19 protein-coding genes and 2 pseudogenes are annotated in these 19,019 nt (G+C 50.3%); 11 read left to right on the top strand and 10 right to left on the bottom strand.

All coding sequences use genetic code 11. From position 1 onward, the window contains the following. The first annotated feature begins 28 nt into the window (after positions 1-28). From PVE98_RS11510 to PVE98_RS11500, 3 genes are all read left to right on the top strand, one after another. Positions 29-301, top strand: coding sequence for a hypothetical protein (locus PVE98_RS11510; protein WP_287606239.1), 273 nt, complete (start codon positions 29-31; stop codon positions 299-301). A 102-nt stretch (positions 302-403) separates the two neighbouring features. Next, positions 404-604, top strand: a complete 201-nt coding sequence (locus PVE98_RS11505) for a hypothetical protein (protein ID WP_287606242.1) — start codon at positions 404-406, stop codon at positions 602-604. Then, entirely contained in the window at positions 582-1,202 is a 621-nt protein-coding gene (locus PVE98_RS11500; RefSeq protein WP_287606244.1) for a glycoside hydrolase family protein, read from the top strand. The genes PVE98_RS11505 and PVE98_RS11500 overlap by 23 nt, the downstream gene beginning before the upstream one ends. Before the next feature lie 29 nt (positions 1,203-1,231). Here the strand turns inward: PVE98_RS11500 and PVE98_RS11495 are convergent, their stop codons facing one another. Beyond that, positions 1,232-2,131, bottom strand: coding sequence for a hypothetical protein (locus PVE98_RS11495; RefSeq protein ID WP_287606246.1), 900 nt, complete (start codon positions 2,129-2,131; stop codon positions 1,232-1,234). A gap of 164 nt (positions 2,132-2,295) precedes the next feature. Continuing rightward, the gene (gene drt2 / locus PVE98_RS11490) at positions 2,296-3,582 is read right to left on the bottom strand and encodes an antiviral reverse transcriptase Drt2 (RefSeq protein ID WP_287606248.1); all 1,287 of its coding nucleotides are present in this window, start codon (positions 3,580-3,582) and stop codon (positions 2,296-2,298) included. Positions 3,583-4,194: 612 nt separating this feature from the next. Here drt2 and PVE98_RS11485 point away from each other — a divergent pair. Then, complete coding sequence (locus PVE98_RS11485) at positions 4,195-4,914, top strand: hypothetical protein (RefSeq protein ID WP_287606251.1); 720 nt, start codon at positions 4,195-4,197, stop codon at positions 4,912-4,914. 90 nt (positions 4,915-5,004) lie between these two features. Here PVE98_RS11485 and PVE98_RS11480 read toward each other — a convergent pair whose 3' ends face one another. Further along, on the bottom strand, positions 5,005-5,997 hold the full coding sequence (locus PVE98_RS11480; RefSeq protein WP_287606253.1) for a hypothetical protein: 993 nt from the start codon (positions 5,995-5,997) through the stop codon (positions 5,005-5,007). 203 nt (positions 5,998-6,200) lie between these two features. On the opposite strand from PVE98_RS11480, the pseudogene PVE98_RS11475 reads away from it, so the two are divergent. Then, positions 6,201-6,542, top strand: a pseudogene (locus PVE98_RS11475) (phosphatase); the annotation flags it as partial. Between the two features lie 256 nt (positions 6,543-6,798). Here PVE98_RS11475 and PVE98_RS11470 read toward each other — a convergent pair. Next, a complete protein-coding gene (locus tag PVE98_RS11470; protein ID WP_096073006.1) occupies positions 6,799-7,164 on the bottom strand; it encodes a helix-turn-helix domain-containing protein in 366 nt (121 codons plus the stop codon). A gap of 213 nt (positions 7,165-7,377) precedes the next feature. Here PVE98_RS11470 and PVE98_RS11465 point away from each other — a divergent pair, with 213 nt between their 5' ends. After that, on the top strand, positions 7,378-7,614 hold the full coding sequence (locus PVE98_RS11465) for a hypothetical protein (protein ID WP_187143629.1): 237 nt from the start codon (positions 7,378-7,380) through the stop codon (positions 7,612-7,614). Here the strand turns inward: PVE98_RS11465 and PVE98_RS11460 are convergent. Together PVE98_RS11460 and PVE98_RS11455 are read right to left on the bottom strand one after the other, a co-directional pair. Further along, positions 7,611-7,958: a DUF4087 domain-containing protein gene (locus PVE98_RS11460; protein WP_187143630.1), complete on the bottom strand. Its 348-nt coding sequence runs from the start codon at positions 7,956-7,958 to the stop codon at positions 7,611-7,613. The two genes, PVE98_RS11465 and PVE98_RS11460, sit on opposite strands and share 4 nt — an antisense overlap. After that, a complete protein-coding gene (locus PVE98_RS11455) occupies positions 7,955-10,141 on the bottom strand; it encodes a hypothetical protein (RefSeq protein ID WP_096073008.1) in 2,187 nt (728 codons plus the stop codon). The genes PVE98_RS11460 and PVE98_RS11455 overlap by 4 nt, the downstream gene beginning before the upstream one ends. A gap of 299 nt (positions 10,142-10,440) precedes the next feature. Here PVE98_RS11455 and PVE98_RS11450 point away from each other — a divergent pair. Together PVE98_RS11450 and PVE98_RS11445 are read left to right on the top strand one after the other, a co-directional pair. Further along, positions 10,441-10,710 (top strand): annotated as a pseudogene (locus PVE98_RS11450) (phosphatase); the annotation flags it as partial. Positions 10,711-10,733: 23 nt separating this feature from the next. After that, on the top strand, positions 10,734-11,300 hold the full coding sequence (locus PVE98_RS11445; RefSeq protein ID WP_096073009.1) for a molecular chaperone: 567 nt from the start codon (positions 10,734-10,736) through the stop codon (positions 11,298-11,300). Positions 11,301-11,312: 12 nt separating this feature from the next. Here the strand turns inward: PVE98_RS11445 and PVE98_RS11440 are convergent, their stop codons facing one another. Both PVE98_RS11440 and PVE98_RS11435 read right to left on the bottom strand, forming a co-directional pair. Beyond that, entirely contained in the window at positions 11,313-12,677 is a 1,365-nt protein-coding gene (locus tag PVE98_RS11440; RefSeq protein ID WP_096073010.1) for a CoA transferase, read from the bottom strand. 47 nt (positions 12,678-12,724) lie between these two features. Further along, on the bottom strand, positions 12,725-13,609 hold the full coding sequence (locus PVE98_RS11435) for a DMT family transporter (RefSeq protein ID WP_033747711.1): 885 nt from the start codon (positions 13,607-13,609) through the stop codon (positions 12,725-12,727). Positions 13,610-13,790: 181 nt separating this feature from the next. Between PVE98_RS11435 and PVE98_RS11430 the strand changes: the two genes are divergently transcribed. After that, on the top strand, positions 13,791-14,519 hold the full coding sequence (locus tag PVE98_RS11430) for a glutamine amidotransferase (protein WP_033747708.1): 729 nt from the start codon (positions 13,791-13,793) through the stop codon (positions 14,517-14,519). Here the strand turns inward: PVE98_RS11430 and PVE98_RS11425 are convergent. After that, a complete protein-coding gene (locus PVE98_RS11425; RefSeq protein WP_033747706.1) occupies positions 14,507-15,070 on the bottom strand; it encodes a class I SAM-dependent methyltransferase in 564 nt (187 codons plus the stop codon). The genes PVE98_RS11430 and PVE98_RS11425 overlap by 13 nt on opposite strands. Positions 15,071-15,304: 234 nt before the next feature. On the opposite strand from PVE98_RS11425, the gene PVE98_RS11420 reads away from it, so the two are divergent. After that, complete coding sequence (locus tag PVE98_RS11420) at positions 15,305-16,825, top strand: aldehyde dehydrogenase family protein (RefSeq protein WP_033747704.1); 1,521 nt, start codon at positions 15,305-15,307, stop codon at positions 16,823-16,825. Between the two features lie 180 nt (positions 16,826-17,005). After that, on the top strand, positions 17,006-17,173 hold the full coding sequence (locus PVE98_RS11415) for a hypothetical protein (RefSeq protein WP_187143631.1): 168 nt from the start codon (positions 17,006-17,008) through the stop codon (positions 17,171-17,173). A 187-nt stretch (positions 17,174-17,360) separates the two neighbouring features. Here the strand turns inward: PVE98_RS11415 and fumA are convergent, their stop codons facing one another. After that, entirely contained in the window at positions 17,361-19,007 is a 1,647-nt protein-coding gene (fumA, locus tag PVE98_RS11410; protein ID WP_096073012.1) for a class I fumarate hydratase FumA, read from the bottom strand. Positions 19,008-19,019: the final 12 nt, after the last annotated feature.

Raw genomic sequence — 19,019 nt, 5'->3', positions numbered from 1 at the left:
TGATTACCCCTTTAACCAGGGGGCAGGGATGCTACCAGATAAAGAAGTAATTACAGCAATAACAGTATACGGTTCATGTATCACTGATCAACTAACACATCAGGGCATTGCAGCAGCAGTAACAAGTACTCAAATCTCTAACTTAGCTTTCTTAGGAGTAACATTAGGCGGATGGGTTACGATTATCCTCGCTATTGGTGCAGTACTCTTGTTCGTGATGAATTTGGTGAAGTTCATACAGTTCTCATATGGATGGTACAAGAGAATCAGAAAGTATTACAAAGATAAAAAAGAACAATAAACTCATTTCATTTGAGCCTCTTTTTAGCACTAATTCGTTAAATAATATCAGGGAAGGAAAATAACTTCCCTTCCTGATTTTTTAACTTAATGAGAGGTTTTTATGAAAAAGATTGTTATCGCACTTATTATCGTTATCGGTTCTGTCCTGTTCCTTGAACAAAATAGTAAACAAACAGAGCCGAAAGGAATTAGTTATATTCAATGTGTAGTAGTGGACGGAAAGATTCATGATTGTACTGATATAACTGACTTCAAGATATTAAAAACGGAGTCTATGGATGGATATAAAAAGCACAATTAAGGGAATAAGTGCAGGGGTAATACTTCTGTTTGGAACAAGTGTAGTAACCTTTGAAGGATTACCATCAATGAATCCTAACGGCAATTACTCGCCGTATAAAGATCCTGTTGGTATCACGACTCTTTGTTATGGCTATGTACCACAAATGACAGAAGCCATACAGAAAGAGTATACAAAGAAAGAATGTGATGTTCTGCTTGATAAGACACTTTATAAGTACACAGTAGTACTGAACAACCTGCCAGTAATGCCAGTTTCAACAACTGTAGGTTTTCTGGATTTTGCATACAACTCAGGTATAAACGCAGCGAATAGTAGTACAGTAAAAAAGCGGCTTGCAGAAGGTAACTATGCACAAGCAAGTAAGGCAGTACTGCAATGGCGTTACGTCTCTCAGAAGAAGCCAGATTACTCTAAAGGACGTTGGGAACACAGCAATGGTAAGTACTATTATGACTGCTCTCAGTACCATCACGGTAAGCCTAACAAGCTATGTTACGGGCTATACACAAGGCGTTTAATGGAGAGTGAACTACTTGCCGGTACTATGACGGATAAAGAAGAGATTCAGAGCTATATACACAAATTCGGTAAGTAGAAAAGGGATACCATATGGTATCCCTTTTTTTATCTTGTAATGAAGAAGAACAGAATTATAGCTGAAATTGCCATCCAGATTAGTAGCAATATTATCCAAAGAACATTTTTAGCAATGATTAATTTTTTATAGAAACTAAATTTTTTAGTTTTCTGTTCTTGTTCACTTTGCTCACTCATAATTTGAAGATCCCACTGAGAAATATTTGCCATAACAGTTTGTGCTTTTCTCCTTGTTTTAGAGTCTATGAAACATGCCACTAAATATACAAGAAGACTATATACAGCAAGAAAAATTACTAACGTGATTATGCTTGATGGTTTCTCTAAGGCAATGTAAATCCCTTCAGCTAAAAGTAGCCAAGTTCCCAAAAAAAAGTAATAAAGCGAGTGATTTAGTGTTGTTATCGAGTGACGTACCTTATTGGTACTAAGTAAAGTAGCATATAGCCTACCAGAAAATAATGGCTCTAACATGTTAACATGATATTCCCAGTTTTTTTGCCAGTATTCTCCACTCTTAAGGATTCTCGATGAAATAATGGTTATGAATACACCAATTATTGCAATCACGCCAACTAAAATTAAAAGCGATTTATTTTCTGTAGAGGAAGGGGAGATTCTAAAATTTGCAGCTAATAATGCACCGGAGATAGCTATTAAAGCCGAAATTAATGTCCAAACATAAGTTGTTCTTTTCCAATAAAGATCTATTTCAAATTTTCTAATGTCATGTGCTTTATCGTATGATTCTTTGAGTTTATCTACATCCGCATTGGTGAGAAATGTTTTATCGTTGCAACCTAACAGCTTTTTCAAATATAGATTTGCGGAAGGGTTTTTGAAGTATTCTTGAACGAAACTGTCGTCAAAAGGATCGCTGGAGCTTTTGCTCTTACTGCCTTTAGGGAAAGTAAACTCTTGATTCATAATGGCACTAATCCTTTGTATCCACAGATGTTATACTTGATATTAGCTTAAGAAGCTTGACAACTCTACTTGAATCAGAAAAATTGCTTATGTGTTACCCATGTATCATCTAAGTTAGGGTGTGTTCTGCAAACCGCATATGGGCAACACATATTCTATGTGGTCTATTTATGTATCTCTTTTTGCAATCTTTCCCATAAAGGCTTGAGCTGCTTTCTAATCGAGTTTGAATTCATAATTCGAGAAGCCCGATAACCATACGTTAAAAAATTTCTTTTCCCAACATGAGCATAACGGGCATAAACTTTCTCTTTGAAAAGTTCTTTGTTCGGCAGGCCTTTTGTTTTTCTGATTTTGTTTTTTCGCTTCATCGTTGCTTTTGCAAGCTTAACACCACGTTTCATCCTGTCAGAGTAGCGTGATAATGAAGAAGATCGAAGATAAATATTATGCCCGTCAAAGATAAAGCCTAAGTATTGAAGGGGCTTGTCACATTTGATTCTTGTTGGAGTAACAGAAAACTCTCTAATCTCAGTTTTCTTCACATTAAGTGAAACCTTTAACTTGAGCAGTTTTTGCTCAGCTATGCCAGCAATATTATCCTTTTCTTCTGACGGTAAGATGAATAGCATGTCATCACAATATCGAAAATATTCTCCACCTAAAGAGGTGACGTATTCTTTCATTTCAATGTCAAAATTAAGCATGTAAATATTAGATAAAAGTGCACTAATAGGTGAACCCTGCGGAATAGCTTTAATATCTTTGTTAGGTATTATTAATTTACCTTTTCTGACTTTATTTCTAAAGTCCTCAAAAGAGCATATTTGCTTTCGGGTTTTTTTTGTATGCTTAGCATTGTTTTTAGGGATTTTCATCAAATCATATAGTTTTTCTTTTTCAACTTTAGAGAAGTTTGTTATAGATTTGAATACCGCATAATGATCATCAGGTAGCTTATCGGTTGCAAGAAGCCTACACCAAGCATCTTTCAATAATGCATGGTTGAGTGTATCAAAAAATTTAGTTAAATCTAATGCTACAGCACTACAATTTCCACGAATGGTTATTTCTTTAAATGCTTCGGAAGCAAATTCAATATTGCTTTTATTCAAAGATCTAAATGCGAGAACATTTTTAGTAATCCCATACTTAACAAGCTCGTTTTCGTATAATTCACTGAGGATGGCTGCATAATAAGAATATATGTGGCTATCAACGTGAGAGGAATACGCTATTTCTCTTGGTTTAGGTGTCTTAATTATTTTTCTTGTTAATTTGTCTTTATGTGCTTTGTAAGTAGTAGATGTAAAATTAATAAAAGGGAGGAATGAATGTGTAGCAACCGTGTTAGGGTTAGTAACTATATCTAAAGCATGTTCTAATGAAATGGGCTTATCAAAATGCAAATAGCCACGTTTCCTGAACCAAGGATGTTCACGAGATTCCATTTTTGAGTTCTCAGGGATTGTGAAACCGGGGCAACTTCGAACTGCGGTCGTTCAGAAAAACATTGCCCCGGCTTAACAAAGTGGTCTTTATCCAACCTTCTCATACTCTCTGATTTACAAGTAAGTCAGAGGTGTATTTCACCGCAAATGTTAGAAACACTGTATAATGTAATCAGCATGACGGAGAGCCTTATGAGCATCATCCACCTGTTTGTCAGCCTCTGGTCGGTGTGCAGCGAAGGTCGCTGGCCGAGAGTTGACGAACTGTACATCACCCCTAAGCCTACACTTAGGGCAAGAAATTTATAACATTTCTTAATGGTTGGTTACAAGAGGATGAATCTTCATTTTCTCTTGAAAATCATCATATAGTTTAAAGTTTGGTGATAATGCAAATTTTAAGTAGAATGCATTGGAAAAAACTTAAATGTCATTAGATATAGCTATAATTAATTCATAGTAGAAGGCGTTGAGTACATTGAGTAACTGCCGATCCTGCTTGAAAGTGAAATGTGGGGCGTTTGGGGTTATCTGTGCCATTATCGAAAATACAAACACTACTTTGATCAGTGTTGATTTATGAGGCTATTTTCATTAATGACTCTAAGAGTTATGATGATGGAAATAGCCTTTGGGGTTTATAAAATGAAATGGGTGAAGCAATATAGCAAAGAGTTCGAAAGGGATGCTTTAAGAAAGTTAATTTCAAAAGTAAACTGGAGGCATTTCAAACCTTCTATCAAAGCTAACCTTATAAGTATAGCTGAAGAATTAAATAAAAATGGGATAGAGGTAAGCGTCTATGATCAGCAAGATGAACCAGATGGATTTGGTTTTGATTCGTTGAGCTTGCAGTTTAATAATAAGTTTACCGGAAATATGCGGCAAGTTATAGAAAAAGATAAAATAACTTTCAATCATCATTTGCAAATAGGTGGAGCATTAGCTATTACTTATAGTGCTGTCGGTCATATTCATATTTTCGTTGACCCCGTTAAGACTGAGGACTCTGTAGCAGTTTATGATTATCTAATTCTTTACCATACTTATGATGCAAAAAATATTACAAAAAAACGCATTGAAAAGTGCGTTAAAAACTTCATCCATTATCAAAGGTTCACGGGTGTTCTTTATAGAAAGACATTTAAAGATAGATGTATAGTAAGATGGCTTAAGACAAAGATGTACTTTATTCAATATCTTGAACCCAAAGAAAAATTTACAAGATATTCAGCTTTATATATTCCTCTCATAAGTATGATTGTTGCTACAGTCGCTGCGGTAGCAAGTTTGATAGCAGTATATTTGACCTATTTGACTTTAAAACCCTAAGAAAAAGCCACCTTAATCGGTGGCCTTTAGCTTTAAAGTATGGCGGTGGTTATAGAGCTTGGGTATATTAATCCATGCCTAATATGTGGATTAACCAAGGCTGTTTTTCTTAAATTTCATAACCGTTTTATTATACCTAACTTGACAATTATCGAACTTTTCTTTGGTTGTCTTTTCTATTTCATCACATTTAGATGTGATTTGTCTTTCTGAAGGGTTGGGTATATTAAGAGATAAGGCGGTTTTAACAGTTAAAAATTTATCTTTATTGTTAGCACATACGTAGTACAAATTATTTAAGTTATGCTCTTGTGTAAAGTCTTCTGTATCTTTTTTATATTTTTGGAATTGCATTTCTAATTCAGTAAATTCAGACAAGCTTTTTATATAGCCCTTTAGTTTAGGGGTAGGTAGTTCTTCTATATTCGACGAACATGCTTCACTGAAAATAGTTTGAAGATTCTCAAATCGACCTAACAGGCTTTGGATTTCTTGAGCCGAGGGTAAAGGCGGAAATGTACAAAGTTTCTCAATGTACCAGTTACTTGTCATTCCTTTTTCGCCTCTTGTATGACGCAAAACGTCAACATTAAGATCCCAGTTTCTTGTCCTTTGTGCTTGATACAAGTATGTCAAAACAATGTCAGGAAAACCGTTATAGAGGTGATCTATTTTTTTCTTTAACGCTTTAGTATCTTTGGTGAAGCCATCATAGATATTGTAAAGGGATAAAAAATTTTCTTTATAGCTAAGTAGTCTCTCAAGATTCTCTCTTCTGTCAATTTCTGCATCGATACGATTTTTTTCCTGAACGAAAAGAGTGTCTTCTTTAAAATATTTCTCACCACAAATCCCACCAATTAGCCCTTCCTTGCCATCTTTGGTAAGACCTACATATCCTCTTTGATGTTTTTGTCCACAGATTCCATGTTCTGTTTTTACCTGACATTGAACGCTTTCACCAAGATGATAACGGCCTACAAGCGAGCTAAAACTATCTACACTAATCTCTAAATCTGCTGAAAAGTTTGGACGAGATGTAATCTGCTCAATGCTTGCAAAAGATTCTGAATGTTGAGTCATTTCATATCCTTATAAGTATTTGCTGCTTAACTGAACAGCTTGCTAAAGATACACCTCAAGGTTTTTGTGAGCAATGCTATTTTGCGTAAAACATCAGCGAAATCCTAAAATTTTTTAATGTTTGCTTTTTTTGATATGAGGGGAGGGAGATACAGGTATACAAACTTGGGAGAAACGATAATATGTGTTCACAAATTACTTTCGGCAACCCGAAGTTCCCGGTGGATATCCGCGCCGTCGCCGAAGCGGCCGCGCACTACAACGTGGCGCTGGAGATCAGTAACTCCTCCTTTACCACCTCACGTCCCGGCAGCGAGCCGAACTGCCGCGCCATCGCCGAAGCGGTGCGCGACGCCGGCGGCAAACTGGCGTTTGGCTCCGATTCCCACACCGCGTTTACGCTGGGCGACTTCGAGCACTGCCTGCGCATCACGCGCGCAGTGGATTTTCCCGAGGATCGCGTGTTAAATGTCACGCCGCGCCGCCTGCTCGATTTTCTTGAGCAGCGTACCGGCAAGCAGATTGCCGAACTGGCGGATTTCTAACCCTTACTGCAATGGCGTTACGCTTCGCAGAAGAAGCAAGATCGCGCAAAAGGACGAGGGGACCGCAGGCGGTAAGTACGACTGTGAATATTCTCGGCAGCATCCGGGCAAGCCTGATAAGCGGTGCCAGAGCCTCAGTGCAAGGCGTTTGAGGGGGAGTGAACGCCTTGCCGGTACTATGACTGACAAAGAAGAAATCAAAGCAACATACGATCTTGAATAAACGAAAGGCCACCGCAGAGGTGGCCTTTGTCTTTTAAAGCACTAGCTGTTCTGGACGGCAATCATAGAGCTTCACAAGACGTTCACGAGTCTTCTTCTGTGGCCTACTCTCTGCCCGTTCTAACTGAGAGATAGCGCTCTGAGTCGTACCTAATTTTTCAGCCACATCATACTGGCTTAAGCCGCGATGAATACGCCAGGCGGCTTGTAAGCTGACGTCCTGTTCAATCATGATGTTCACGACTGCACCAGGTACAGTTTCGTCATCATCTGGGCCAGCTTCAACAGGTATACTCTCCCATTCGCCTTCGGCGTCTGAGAGAAGCTTTTCGTACTCCGCTACCGGAAGCACCACAAATTGTGGCTTACCTGTTTCATCATAAATGTACTGTTTTGACATAGTTTATCCGGGTGTCCTGGAGTCGCGGTTAATGTCATGGAGCATAATCGGCAGGTTGCCTCGCCTCGTATCAGTAAGTTTTCGATGTTCTGCATGTCATTTCTTCGATCCTTAGTACTACCGGCTCACCATCTATCAACTCAAAGATTATCCTGTAGTCACCAATACGTAACCAGTATTAGTGATCGGTATTCTGTAACAGTCATCACCGGGATGGGTGGCAAGAAATTAACCCTGGATAGTGTTCTTCAGAATCTAACTGATTTGATGTTATTCATTCTGCTGTTCATGCGAGCCAACGATGAAGCCTGGACGAAACAAAAACGTGTCTTCGGCAACGTTGCCGCCCTGGTGGAACGACACAAACAAGGCCAGCCTGTTAATATCAAAAGCGCGGGTAGTCTCCCTGGTGGATTGATGATAGCGGATCGCAATCCGAAGCATATTTAGGGAAGGGGGAGTTTTTTATCTGACTGACAGCGCTCAAGTGGGAGTACTTTGAAACTGTATATTTGAGTGATTTTTTTCTCATTGGTGTTTATATCGACTCTGATACAGGAGCATCCGTATCCATAATTTCCATTAGTCCTGACATATTGATCATCCGGAAAATCTTTAAGCTTTTCTATTCCTGATGAAGAATAACTGCCTTGCAAGGAAATATCCCATGTACCGTCTCGATCGGTGATCCAATGATTAGCTGGGCCAGGGTTTTGTAACCAGCCGCATCTCAGTTCGCTGGAAAATGTGTATCCACTTAAAATTATTAACACTAAGGGTATATATTTCCTCATTGCCATTCTCCCGCATCCAGGTTGCTTAAAAAATTATCTGCAAAGCTTTTGATTTGTTCTGCATGATCAAGACCATTAATACACCGTCTTGCGTGATAAAAATCAGTTTTTGTGGTACTAACATAATCGGTTAATTTTTTACCTGTGAATACGCCATTCTTGAAACCATCTATAAGAATAAACAGCGCAATATATGGATCTAATGTTTTATCGGGATCGGCAACCAGATCAATCCCTAATTTCTCGGAATAAGCTCGATAGTTATAATCCCATGTGATTTGGACAAATCCACGGCCATAATACGGATAATACCTGTAGTGGGTTCGTCTGTAATCATCCGTTGAGGTGTGGCCTACCCAATCCCCTTCTCTGACTGGTCTAAAAGTATCTCCTGTCTCACGCTTTACCGTGGCTAAAATATAAGCAACCTGAGTGTTTAGAGAAAAACCTTGTTTCCTGCTTTCTGCGACGATGGCTCTGATCGTGCTTTCTCTTGTTGAGAAATCATATTCATCAGCTTTTATTGCATCAAGAAACACCACTGGATGCATATGCCAAAAAGCCTCACTGCTACGGATTTCTCGTACGTCCTTCATCCACACCAGTTTATTGATGAAGTCACGGTTAAAGAGTGCCATATCGGGATATTTCTTCGCCTGTTCATTAAGCGCTGCCTGCCAAAGAGCTGAAATGCCATCTTTAAGCCATTCGCTGTGATGCTTCACCACCAGGCGTTGCACCTGATACTGGATATGTGACTGACGGTTGTGCAGAAACCGCCACAGCTCACCAGCATCAATAATACCATCCCGATTTAAATCGATTTTTTTCACTAACTTCTGGTACTTTGCGGTGTAGCTGCACGAATACATATCTCGGGTTTCACCCCTGGCTAATTCTTCAAGTCGGCCGAACACTTGTCGTAGCCAGGATTCTTTTGGAGTCTGGAAAATGCTTTGTGGGGCCTCCTCCTGTTCCAGAGGGATAAACCCTCGTTTTTCAAGATCAAATTGATTCACTCTCTCCACATCTTCCGCCGCCATCCATGCCAGCTCGTCAGGAATGTAATACCAGGTTGTTCCGTCGGCCTCCAGTCGGCGGCACTGAGTTTCGGGAGTGTAACGCTCTGCCGTTGTTGGTGAAGGGTCACCGCCGACACCAGCCACGACAAAAGAATTATCTTTGTCTCGATGCTGCCAGCGTATTTTATCCGCCACAGTGTGCAGTACTGCCACTCCTTTTCTCACTCCGGCCTTGTTTGTCAGAAAATCCTTCATTCGTGAATCCTGGCTAAATACTTCCAGATGACAGAAATAGTGAGGATTGCCGTACGGTTGTTCATTTAGGCTAAGGTGACCTATAACATCCCCGGCCTTAATCGAAAGTGCATCTTCTCCGGATACCGTCACGACCTGATTAAATACGCCACGTTTACGGGCTTCCTGCATCCACGCTGGTAATGTAATGTCTTGCCTCTTAACAAACTTATCCAACCCAGAGATCCAGCCAGACTCTCCGACAGATAATCCGGTTTTAGCTCCTTCAGGGACCGACACAACAGTAATGAAAATGAATGGAGCCTGTCTGCCATTAAGAATAAAAGTTGCCTCTTGTATAATTTTTACGACTGAACCGCGCGGTAACGTAGTATGCGTATCCTGTGGTGCTTCATTGTGATGGAATGCATCGCGGGGAACGTTTATCCCCTGGGAAATTCCGTTACGCATCCAATCCGAAAATGCAGTGTCCTGACGGATTTTCAATGCGCTGGCGGTCACGGTGGCTGTCGGCGTGTCCGTAATCCCGTACTCAGAAAGCGGCGCTATCTGCATCCATAGAGTGTAGAAATCCAGTGCGTTATTGGGTTTGTCTTCATCCGGGGTGCAGGTTGATTTGATGAGAACAAAGGTGGAGCTGAATTTCAGCATCTTCTTTTTGAACCAAGCGGTCTGATAATTATCATTTAATCGCCAGGCGACCACCTGGCCATCAGTCATGCATTTCAGACCGTGGCTGTCGGGTTTAAAAACAGCATTAGACGCAAAACTGTTATAAAGATGAATTCCACCATGCCAGTGTTCGGCCTTCTTCATCAGCCAGTGAGTATCTCCCTCACTGCCCTGCATGGCCGCCATGAACTCCGTTGCCGAACGGTAGCCGTCAACCGGCAGTACCACTTTCATCCTGTTCTCCCTGAACTTATGGTGGTTATTTCTTAATCATACACTGCTCAAGACACAACCAAAACCTTCATAAGTGGATAAATTCATTATCAAATGAAGCCCCAAGCTGAAGGTATCCCATCGTATGTATGCTCCGCTGAACATCATCAGGCGTAATGCTCCCGCCCTGTCTGGTCATCTATGAAAAATATAAATGACGCAATGTCAGACTGGTCAGGCAGTTTCCCCCCGTTAGTAATAGTTGCGCTTTGTGTTTATCCAATATCAGTGGGAATGGGGGGAGTCATCGTCTAAGTGGTGTCAATAATTCCCCTTTTACTACTTCACGTCCCGGCAGCGAGCCGAACTGCCGCGCCATCGCCGAAGCGGTGCGCGACGCCGGCGGAAAACTGGCGTTTGGCTCCGATTCCCACACCGCGTTTACGCTGGGTGACTTCGAGCACTGCCTGCGTATTACGCGCGCAGTGGATTTTCCCGAGGATCGCGTGTTAAATGTCACGCCGCGCCGCCTGCTCGATTTTCTTGAGCAGCGTACCGGCAAAAAAATTGCCGAACTGGCAGATTTCTAACCCTTTTGCCTCTGGAATAGTGCATGAACGAGTTTTCCATTCTCTGCCGCGTGATCGGCTCCCTGTTTAACCGTCAGCCGCAGGATCCGCTGCTGGTTCCGCTGTTTACGCTGCTGCGCGAGGGCAAACTTGGCGCGCAGTGGCCGCTGGAGCAGGACGAGCTGCTCCAGCGCCTGCAGCAGAACAGCGATCCGCAGGCGCTGGCGGCGGATTACAATGCGCTGTTCGTCGGTCCCGACTGTAAGGTGCCGCCTTACGCCTCGCAGTGGCCGGAAGGCAACCCTGAGCCGGAGGTGCGCGCCTTTCTCGCCTCGCGCGGCATGCCGCTCAGCGACGCGCCCGCCGACCACTTCGGCGTGCTGATGCTGGCGGCCTCCTGGCTGGAAGATCAGTCCGCGGAGGATGAGAGCGCGGCGCAGTGCGCCCTGTTCGACAGCTATCTGCTGCCCTGGTGCGGCGCCTTTCTCGGCAAGGTCGAGGCGCACGCCACCACTGCCTTCTACCGCACGCTGGCGATGCTAAGCCGCGAGGCTATCCAGGCGATGTGGGACGAGCTGAACGAGGCCGGCGAAGAGAGCGGCGAAGCGTAACGCCGCGCCTTTTTACCAGCGCGCCGGATGCGTGCCCGGCTCGCAGCCTGGCGTGGCGCAGAGCTGCGGCGTGCCGGGCAGCCGCGCGGCGGCGCGCAGCCGTTCCCCGATGCCCCAGGGCGTCAGCTCAACGGTTGGCAGCGTGTCGTGCGCATGCGCTTTAATGCCCGCCGTCAGGCTCGCATCCCGGCAGGGATGCTGCTGCAACAGCAGGGCGGTGCGCGCCAGCGACAGCCGCGCCGCCACGCCGTAGCCGGTAGCGTGGCGCTGGCGCAGCCCCTCCAGCGCCGCGGCGGCCATCAGATAGCCGGTGGCGTGATCCAGAGCCTGTACCGGCAGCGGCGTCGGCTTCTCGCTTTGCGACCATCGCATGCCGCTCTCGGCGATGCCGCACGCCATCTGCACCAGACTGTCGAAGCCGCGGCGGTTGCGCCACGGGCCGTGCCAGCCCCAGGCGTTCAGGCTAACGTCCACCAGACCCGGCGCCAGCCGGGCGCGCGTCTCAGCGTCGAATCCCAGCTGTTCCAGCGCGTCGGCGCGATAGCCGTGCACCAGCACGTCCGCCTGCTGCAGCAGTTCGCGCAGCGTCTCGCGGCCTGCCGCCGTTTTAAAGTCGACCACGGCGCGCCGTTTGCCGCAGGCGATCTCTTCATCCAGCGTCGGCTCGCGCCAGCCGGGCGGATCGAGACGCAGCACCTGCGCGCCGAGGCTGGCGAGAAAGCGGGTCGCCACCGGCCCGGCGATGATGCGCGTCAGATCCAGCACCCGAACGCCGAGCAGCGGCCGCGCGGCGAGCATCGGCCAGCTGCGCGCGGGCGCGGCGGCGCCCCGACGCCAGGCGATCAGCGGCTCTTCGCGCACTGCCAGGCCCTGCGGATGCTGCTGCCACGCTTGCTCGCTGCGCATCGTTGCGGCGCAGCCGCTCGCGTCGACCACTGCCTGCTCCAGCGCGTCAGCCTGCCAGCGCGCCACCTGTCGCGCCAACGCGTCGCGGTCGGGATGCTGGCCCAGCACGCGCTCCATCGCCGCGCGATGCTGCGGCGCGTTGGTATGCAGGCGGATCCAGCCATCGGCGCTGCGATAGTCGCCGGCAAAGGCGTCCCACAGCGCGGGCGCGGGGCGATTGCGGGGAAAGAAGCTGGTCTGAAACCAGCGCGAGGCGAGGCGTACATTGACGCTCACCGGCTGGCGGACGCCGATGAAATCCGCCGTCGCCTGGGTCGCCAGCCCGATGCTGGCAGCCGCCAGCTCGCTGACGGCGAAAGCGGATGAGAAGGTCGCGGTATCAAGAAAAGTGGGCGGGGCGGTTGCGTCGCCGGGGCCACGCAATCCTTGCCGTAGCTGCTGCCACAGCGACGCGGCAAGCTGATAATCCATAATCATTCTCCAGAAACAGACGGTATCCAGAGCATAGCACCGCTTTTTCAGCGGCGGCGCAGACGCGGGAAGCGCGCGTGCATGCGCAGGCTGCGCAGATTGATGACCGCTATCGCCGTGCCGCACACCACCAGCGAGGCGCCGATGATTTTAAAGCTGTTCAGGCTGTCGCCCAGCACCAGGATGCCCATCAGCACCGACAGCACCGGCGTCAGCAGCGAGTAGGGCATAATCAGATTGACGTTGTACTGCTTCAGCAGCCCGTACCAGAGGGTATAGGCGACAATCGACGAGGCGAGCGCGCTGTAGAGAATGCCGAACCAGCCGCGCCATCCCGCCTGGCTAAGGGCGTAAAACTGGTGTGACTCCATCACAAAGCTCGACAGGCCGACAATGGGCACCGCCAGAAAGGCGATCCAGCCGGTCATGGTCAGCGGCTTGATCGGCGGCGATTTTTTCACAATCAGATTGCTGACCGCCCAGCCGGTGGCGCTGCAGAGCAGGATCGCCAGCACCCACCAGGCGGGGATGGTCGGGCTGCCGGAGAGCACCGCCACGCCGCACAGGGAGATGGCGATGCCGACCAGCTGAATCGCCCTTAACCGTTCCTTCAGGACGACCATCGCCAGCAGCATGGCGATCGGCGTGCCGAGCTGCACCACAATCGCGCCGGTGCCAGCGTCGGTATAGCGCATGCCGACGAATAGCAGCGAGAAGTGCATAAAGCCGAAGGTAAAGGCGAGCGCCAGCAGCCAGGGAAGCTGCTCGCGGGTGATGCGGCAGAAGGGGATCAGCACAATCGCCACCACCACAAAGCGCATGCAGGTGAGAAACAGCGGCGGCAGCTCCAGCAGGCCCCACTTCACCGCCACGTTATTGAATGCCCAGATAGAGACCACCATCAAGATTAGAAAAAAATGCCGCAGAGCCACAATCCCGTCCTTCGCTTTTGTTTTTCGCCACGCCTAATGATGGCACGAAGCGGGGAGAGGCCGACAGGCGATGACAAATATTTTTCTGTTATGACTGCAGCAGGAAAATCATAAGACAGGCTGCCGCTTTGCTGTCAGACTGGTTCACCGAGACGCTAATCTGCCTGGGAACCCATTCGGTATGACTTCCACCTCCTCTTTGCCCCTTGCGCTGATTCAACTGGAAGTGCCGCCTGCCATCGTGGTTGAACGCATTGGCGAACAGCCGCGCTGGTTTATTGACGCGCTTGATCTGCAACCTGATGACTATCTCATTGTGCGTCCGCACCTTGGCGAATCGCTGCCGCAGTTTGATCAGATCAGCGGTGCTATCCTGAGCGGATCCTGGGCGATGGTGACCGACCACGCCGAGTGGAGCGAGCGCAGCGCGGCGTGGGTAAGGGCGGCGATTGACGCTGAGCTGCCGCTGCTGGGCGTCTGCTACGGCCACCAGCTGATGGCCTACGCGCTGGGCGGCAAGGTGGCGGACAACCCCAACGGCTGGGAGCGCGGCCTGCTGCCGCTGACGTGCAAAGCGGCGATGCAGCGCGACGCGCTGCTCTCGGCGCTGCCGGAACGCTTCAGCGCCTGGCTGTCGCACCGCCAGTCGGTGATTGTCCCGCCGCCGCAGGCGCAGGTGCTGGCCACCTCCGAGAAAGATGCCTGTCAGATCCTGCGCTACTCGCCGCAGGCGCTGTCGGTGCAGTTTCACCCGGAATTCTCACGCCATATTATGAGCGCCTGCCTGCCGCCGGACGTCAGCGATAGCGTCGCGGATGCGGATATCGAAGGCGCTGACTGGGCGCGGCAGCTGCTGACGGCATTCTGGCTGCAGACGCGCCCGCAGGCGAATCAGGCTCAGGGCGCGTAGCTGCGCCGACAGCGATAAACCCAGGCGGGCGGCACGTTTTTCAGCACCCGCTGGCGCTGCCAGATAAAGTAGCGCGACAGATCGGGCTGGGTGATCGAAGTGTACTGAAACTGCACGAAAACGCCGTCCGGGCCGAGCGCGTCGAACGCGGCGCGCAGAATGTCGTCGCGCAGCGCCGGCGGCAGCGACAGCAGCGGCAGGCCGGAAAAGATCGCGTCATACTCGCCTGATAACCAGGCCGCCGAACAGCTGCGCACCTGCAGGCGCGCATCTTCCAGCGCGCGCAGCTTATCCGCCAGCGGCGCGCTGATCTCAAACGCATCCAGTGTCGCCTGCGGCTGCATACGCGCCAGCAGATGACGCGTCAGCACGCCGTCGCCCGCACCCAGTTCAGCGACGCGCAGCGCGCTGCGCCAGCAGACGCTGTCACTCATGGCGCGGCACAGCGCCGCCGACGAGGGCGTAATGCTGCCCATCTTGCGCGGATGGCGAATAAACTGGTGAATAAAGTCTGCTTTTGCGCGCATAAGGGTAAAAGCCGAAGCCAGCATGTCACTCTCTCCTGTGATTAACTTTCTCTGTTGACCCTGTTCCGGCCTGAGGTTTCGCTTTTTTTCCGCGCCTCGGCTTATTCTCAGAATTATCCGTGCGCACGGACGGCGCGCTTTTCCTTTGCGGCGGTCACAGTTTCCGACTGCAACATCTGACAGGCTGGGTTTGTTCATTCATTGTTAACAGCAAGTTTCATTGTTGTTTCGATTCCGGTCATGTTAAGGAGATTCACCATGCGTTACGCCTCTCCCGGGGAACAGGGTTCTCTGATTCAGCTGCAGAAAACCTACGGCAACTTCATTAACGGCGAATTCGTGACGCCGGTGAACGGCAACTACTTCACCAACACTTCGCCGGTCAACGGTTCGGTCGCAGGGGAATTCCCGCGCTCGGACAAGGCGGATGTAGACAATGCCGTCGCTGCGGCGCACGCCGCCGCCGAAGCCTGGGGCAAAACTTCGCCGCAGCAGCGGTCGCTGGCGCTGCTCAGGATTGCCGATCGGCTGGAGCAAAATCTGGAATATATGGCGGTGAACGAAACCTGGGATAACGGCAAGCCGGTGCGCGAAACGCTGGCCGCCGATATGCCGCTGGCGGTGGATCACTTCCGTTATTTCGCCGGCTGCGTGCGCGCCCAGGAGGGCACCGCGGCCGAGATCGATGAGTTTACCGCCGCCTACCATTTCCATGAGCCGCTCGGCGTGGTGGCGCAGATTATCCCCTGGAACTTCCCGCTGCTAATGGCGGCGTGGAAGCTGGCTCCGGCGCTGGGCGCGGGCAACTGCGTGGTGCTGAAGCCGGCCGAGCAGACGCCGCTGAGCATTACCCTGTTTGTCGAGCTGATTAAAGATCTGCTGCCGCCCGGCGTGTTGAACGTGGTGCACGGCTACGGCAAAGAGGCGGGCGAGGCGCTGGCCTCCCATCCCGACATCGCCAAAGTGGCCTTTACCGGCTCTACGGCGACCGGCGGCCATATTCTCGAACTGGCGGCGAAGAGCATGATCCCCTCAACCGTTGAGCTGGGCGGCAAATCGCCGAACATCTTCTTCGAAGATATCATGCAGGCGGAAGAGAGCTTTATCGAGAAGGCGGCCGAAGGGGTGGTGCTCGGCTTTCTGAATCAGGGCGAGGTGTGTACCTGTCCGTCGCGCGCGCTGGTGCAGGAGTCGATCTACGAGCCCTTTATGGCGGCGGTGATGAAGCGCATCAAAACCATTAAGCGCGGCGATCCGATGGACAGTGAAACCATGGTCGGCGCGCAGGCGTCGCAGCAGCAGTTCGACAAGATCCTTTCCTATCTGGAGATCGCTCGTCAGGAGGGCGCGGAGGTGCTGACCGGCGGCGGCGTGGAGAAGCTGGAAGGCTCGCTCGCCAGCGGCTACTACATTCAGCCGACGCTGCTGAAGGGCGACAACAGCATGCGCGTCTTCCAGGAGGAGATTTTCGGACCCGTAGTCGGCATTACCACCTTTAAGGATGAGGCGGAAGCGATCGCCATCGCCAACGACTCGATTTACGGGCTGGGCGCCGGCGTCTGGACGCGCGATATCAACCGCGCCTACCGCGTCGGCCGCGCCATCAAGGCGGGGCGCGTCTGGACCAACTGCTATCACCTCTATCCGGCGCACGCCGCCTTTGGCGGCTATAAAAAGTCGGGCATCGGACGCGAGACGCACAAGATGATGCTGGACCACTATCAGCAGACCAAAAACCTGCTGGTGAGCTACAGCGTTCAGCCGCTCGGTTTCTTCTGATTTCGCGCTTTGCGGCGCGCTGCTCTCTGGGCAACGCGCCGTTTTTGTTTCATATTAATCCCGGCGCATTTCGCGTTTTTTCGACCCATTGTTAACTGTCATAACCGCGTAAGATTGCTATGGCATGGTCAGGACGGTGGTTCCTGACGGGCCTGAGGCCGAACTGAATAAGGAATGTTGATGAACGAATTTTATAACGTGCTGACTGAACATGACGAGGTGCTGGACGGCGTGGAGTACAGCATCATTGCGGTTAATTTGCCGGTCTCGCTGCGCGATGGCGATGGTGCCGCTCAACGGCGGGCGGGAGAAGCGAGCGATGCGGCGGAAGTGCCGCGTTTCTGGTAAAGATAGTTTGCTGTAAGGGCGCCTTTGGCCGTTGCGCAGACGCGGGCGGCAGGGTCTGATCGCAAAGTCGCTCAAGGCATCCATGCTCGCTCGGCCCGCGACATCCTTGTCGCGGGACGCTTTGCTCTTCAGACCCTGCCGCCCGCTTATCAAAACATGGTGCGGTTTTTAAGAGTCTGCTTCAGTGCTATTTCACGCAGCGCGCGCAGGTGCTGTCCTGAATCTGCTTAAAGAAGTCGTTGCCTTTGTCGTCCACCAGGATAAACGCCGGGAAGTTCTCAACCTCAATCTTCCAGATCGCCTCCATCCCCAGCTCGGCATACTCCACGCACTCCAGCTTTTTAATACTCTGCTGCGCCAGCACTGCCGCCGGGCCGCCGATGCTGCCGAGATAGAACCCGCCGTGCTTCTGGCAGGCGTCCGTCACCTGCTGGCTGCGGTTGCCCTTCGCCAGCATAATCATGCTGCCGCCGTGCGACTGCAGCAGATCGACGTAGGAATCCATGCGGCCAGCGGTAGTCGGGCCAAGCGAGCCGGAGGCGTAACCTTCTGGCGTTTTCGCCGGACCGGCGTAATAGATCGGGTGATCTTTCACGTACTGCGGCAGCCCTTCGCCGCTGTCGATGCGCTCTTTCAGCTTGGCGTGCGCGATATCGCGCGCCACGATAATGGTGCCGCTCAGCGAGAGACGCGTAGAGACCGGATAAGCGGAGAGCTGCGCCAGAATCTCTTTCATCGGCCGGTTAAGATCGACGCTTACCACGCCGCCTTCGCCCTGCTGACGCAGCGCTTCCGGAATATACTGCGCCGGGTTGTCCTCCAGCTTCTCAATCCAGATGCCGTCGCGGTTGATCTTCGCTTTGATATTGCGGTCCGCTGAACAGGAGACGCCCATGCCCACTGGACAGGAGGCGCCGTGGCGCGGCAGGCGGATAACGCGGATATCGTGCGCGAAATATTTGCCGCCGAACTGCGCGCCGAGGCCGAGCTGCTGCGCCGCCTCCAGCAGTTCCTGCTCCAGCGCCAGATCGCGGAACGCCTGGCCATGCTCGTTGCCGCTGGTCGGCAGGCTATCGTAATAGTGGGTCGAGGCGAGCTTCACGGTCTTCAGCGTGGCCTCCGCCGAGGTGCCGCCGATCACGAACGCGATGTGATAGGGCGGACAGGCGGCGGTGCCGAGCGACATCATCTTATCCACCAGATAGTTTTTCAGCTTGCCGGGCGAGAGCAGCGCTTTGGTCTCCTGGTAGAGATAGGTTTTGTTGGCTGAGCCGCCGCCCTTGGCGATGCAGAGGAACTTATATTCGTCGCCGTCGGTGCTGTAGATATCGATCTGCGCCGGCAGGTTGGTGCCGGTATTCACCTCGTTATACATGTCGAGCGCGGCGTTCTGCGAATAGCGCAGGTTGTCTTCGATAAAGGTGTTGTAGACGCCCTGCGACAGCGCGGCTTCGTCGCCGCCGCCGGTCCAGACGCGCTGCCCTTTTTTGCCCATAATGATTGCCGTGCCGGTATCCTGGCAGGTCGGCAGCACGCCTTTGGCGGCGATTTCCGAGTTGCGCAGAAACTGCAGGGCGACATATTTGTCGTTCTCGCTCGCTTCATCGTCCGCAAGGATAGAGGCGACCTGCTGCTGGTGCGCCGGACGCAGCATAAAAGAGGCGTCGTGAAACGCCTGCTGCGCCAGCAGCGTCAGCGCTTTGGGATTGACCTTCAGCACCTCTTCGCCTTCGAAGCTGGTGACGGAGACGTGCTCGCGCGTCAGCAGATAGTACTGGGTGTCATCGTGGGACAGCGGAAAGGGCTCTTGATAGTAGAAAGGTTTGTTCGACATCTCGGCTCACTT

It is taken from the genome of Pantoea sp. GABEPS69 (assembly GCF_045780835.1).
Classification (GTDB): Bacteria; Pseudomonadota; Gammaproteobacteria; order Enterobacterales; family Enterobacteriaceae; genus Pantoea; species Pantoea septica.
The sequence above is the reverse complement of the archived record's forward strand: the minus strand, read 5'-3'. Positions and strand labels throughout refer to the sequence as shown.

What these genes read in the sequence shown, in the direction of transcription:
- PVE98_RS11510 (WP_287606239.1), top strand. Translation starts at nt 29, where the DNA reads ATGCTACCAGATAAAGAAGTAATTACAGCAATAACAGTATACGGTTCA.
- PVE98_RS11505 (WP_287606242.1), top strand. Translation starts at nt 404, where the DNA reads ATGAAAAAGATTGTTATCGCACTTATTATCGTTATCGGTTCTGTCCTG.
- PVE98_RS11500 (WP_287606244.1), top strand. Translation starts at nt 582, where the DNA reads ATGGATATAAAAAGCACAATTAAGGGAATAAGTGCAGGGGTAATACTT.
- PVE98_RS11495 (WP_287606246.1), bottom strand. Translation starts at nt 2,131, where the DNA reads ATGAATCAAGAGTTTACTTTCCCTAAAGGCAGTAAGAGCAAAAGCTCC.
- drt2 (WP_287606248.1), bottom strand. Translation starts at nt 3,582, where the DNA reads ATGGAATCTCGTGAACATCCTTGGTTCAGGAAACGTGGCTATTTGCAT.
- PVE98_RS11485 (WP_287606251.1), top strand. Translation starts at nt 4,195, where the DNA reads ATGATGATGGAAATAGCCTTTGGGGTTTATAAAATGAAATGGGTGAAG.
- PVE98_RS11480 (WP_287606253.1), bottom strand. Translation starts at nt 5,997, where the DNA reads ATGACTCAACATTCAGAATCTTTTGCAAGCATTGAGCAGATTACATCT.
- PVE98_RS11470 (WP_096073006.1), bottom strand. Translation starts at nt 7,164, where the DNA reads ATGTCAAAACAGTACATTTATGATGAAACAGGTAAGCCACAATTTGTG.
- PVE98_RS11465 (WP_187143629.1), top strand. Translation starts at nt 7,378, where the DNA reads ATGGGTGGCAAGAAATTAACCCTGGATAGTGTTCTTCAGAATCTAACT.
- PVE98_RS11460 (WP_187143630.1), bottom strand. Translation starts at nt 7,958, where the DNA reads ATGAGGAAATATATACCCTTAGTGTTAATAATTTTAAGTGGATACACA.
- PVE98_RS11455 (WP_096073008.1), bottom strand. Translation starts at nt 10,141, where the DNA reads ATGAAAGTGGTACTGCCGGTTGACGGCTACCGTTCGGCAACGGAGTTC.
- PVE98_RS11445 (WP_096073009.1), top strand. Translation starts at nt 10,734, where the DNA reads ATGAACGAGTTTTCCATTCTCTGCCGCGTGATCGGCTCCCTGTTTAAC.
- PVE98_RS11440 (WP_096073010.1), bottom strand. Translation starts at nt 12,677, where the DNA reads ATGGATTATCAGCTTGCCGCGTCGCTGTGGCAGCAGCTACGGCAAGGA.
- PVE98_RS11430 (WP_033747708.1), top strand. Translation starts at nt 13,791, where the DNA reads ATGACTTCCACCTCCTCTTTGCCCCTTGCGCTGATTCAACTGGAAGTG.
- PVE98_RS11425 (WP_033747706.1), bottom strand. Translation starts at nt 15,070, where the DNA reads ATGCTGGCTTCGGCTTTTACCCTTATGCGCGCAAAAGCAGACTTTATT.
- PVE98_RS11420 (WP_033747704.1), top strand. Translation starts at nt 15,305, where the DNA reads ATGCGTTACGCCTCTCCCGGGGAACAGGGTTCTCTGATTCAGCTGCAG.
- PVE98_RS11415 (WP_187143631.1), top strand. Translation starts at nt 17,006, where the DNA reads ATGAACGAATTTTATAACGTGCTGACTGAACATGACGAGGTGCTGGAC.
- fumA (WP_096073012.1), bottom strand. Translation starts at nt 19,007, where the DNA reads ATGTCGAACAAACCTTTCTACTATCAAGAGCCCTTTCCGCTGTCCCAC.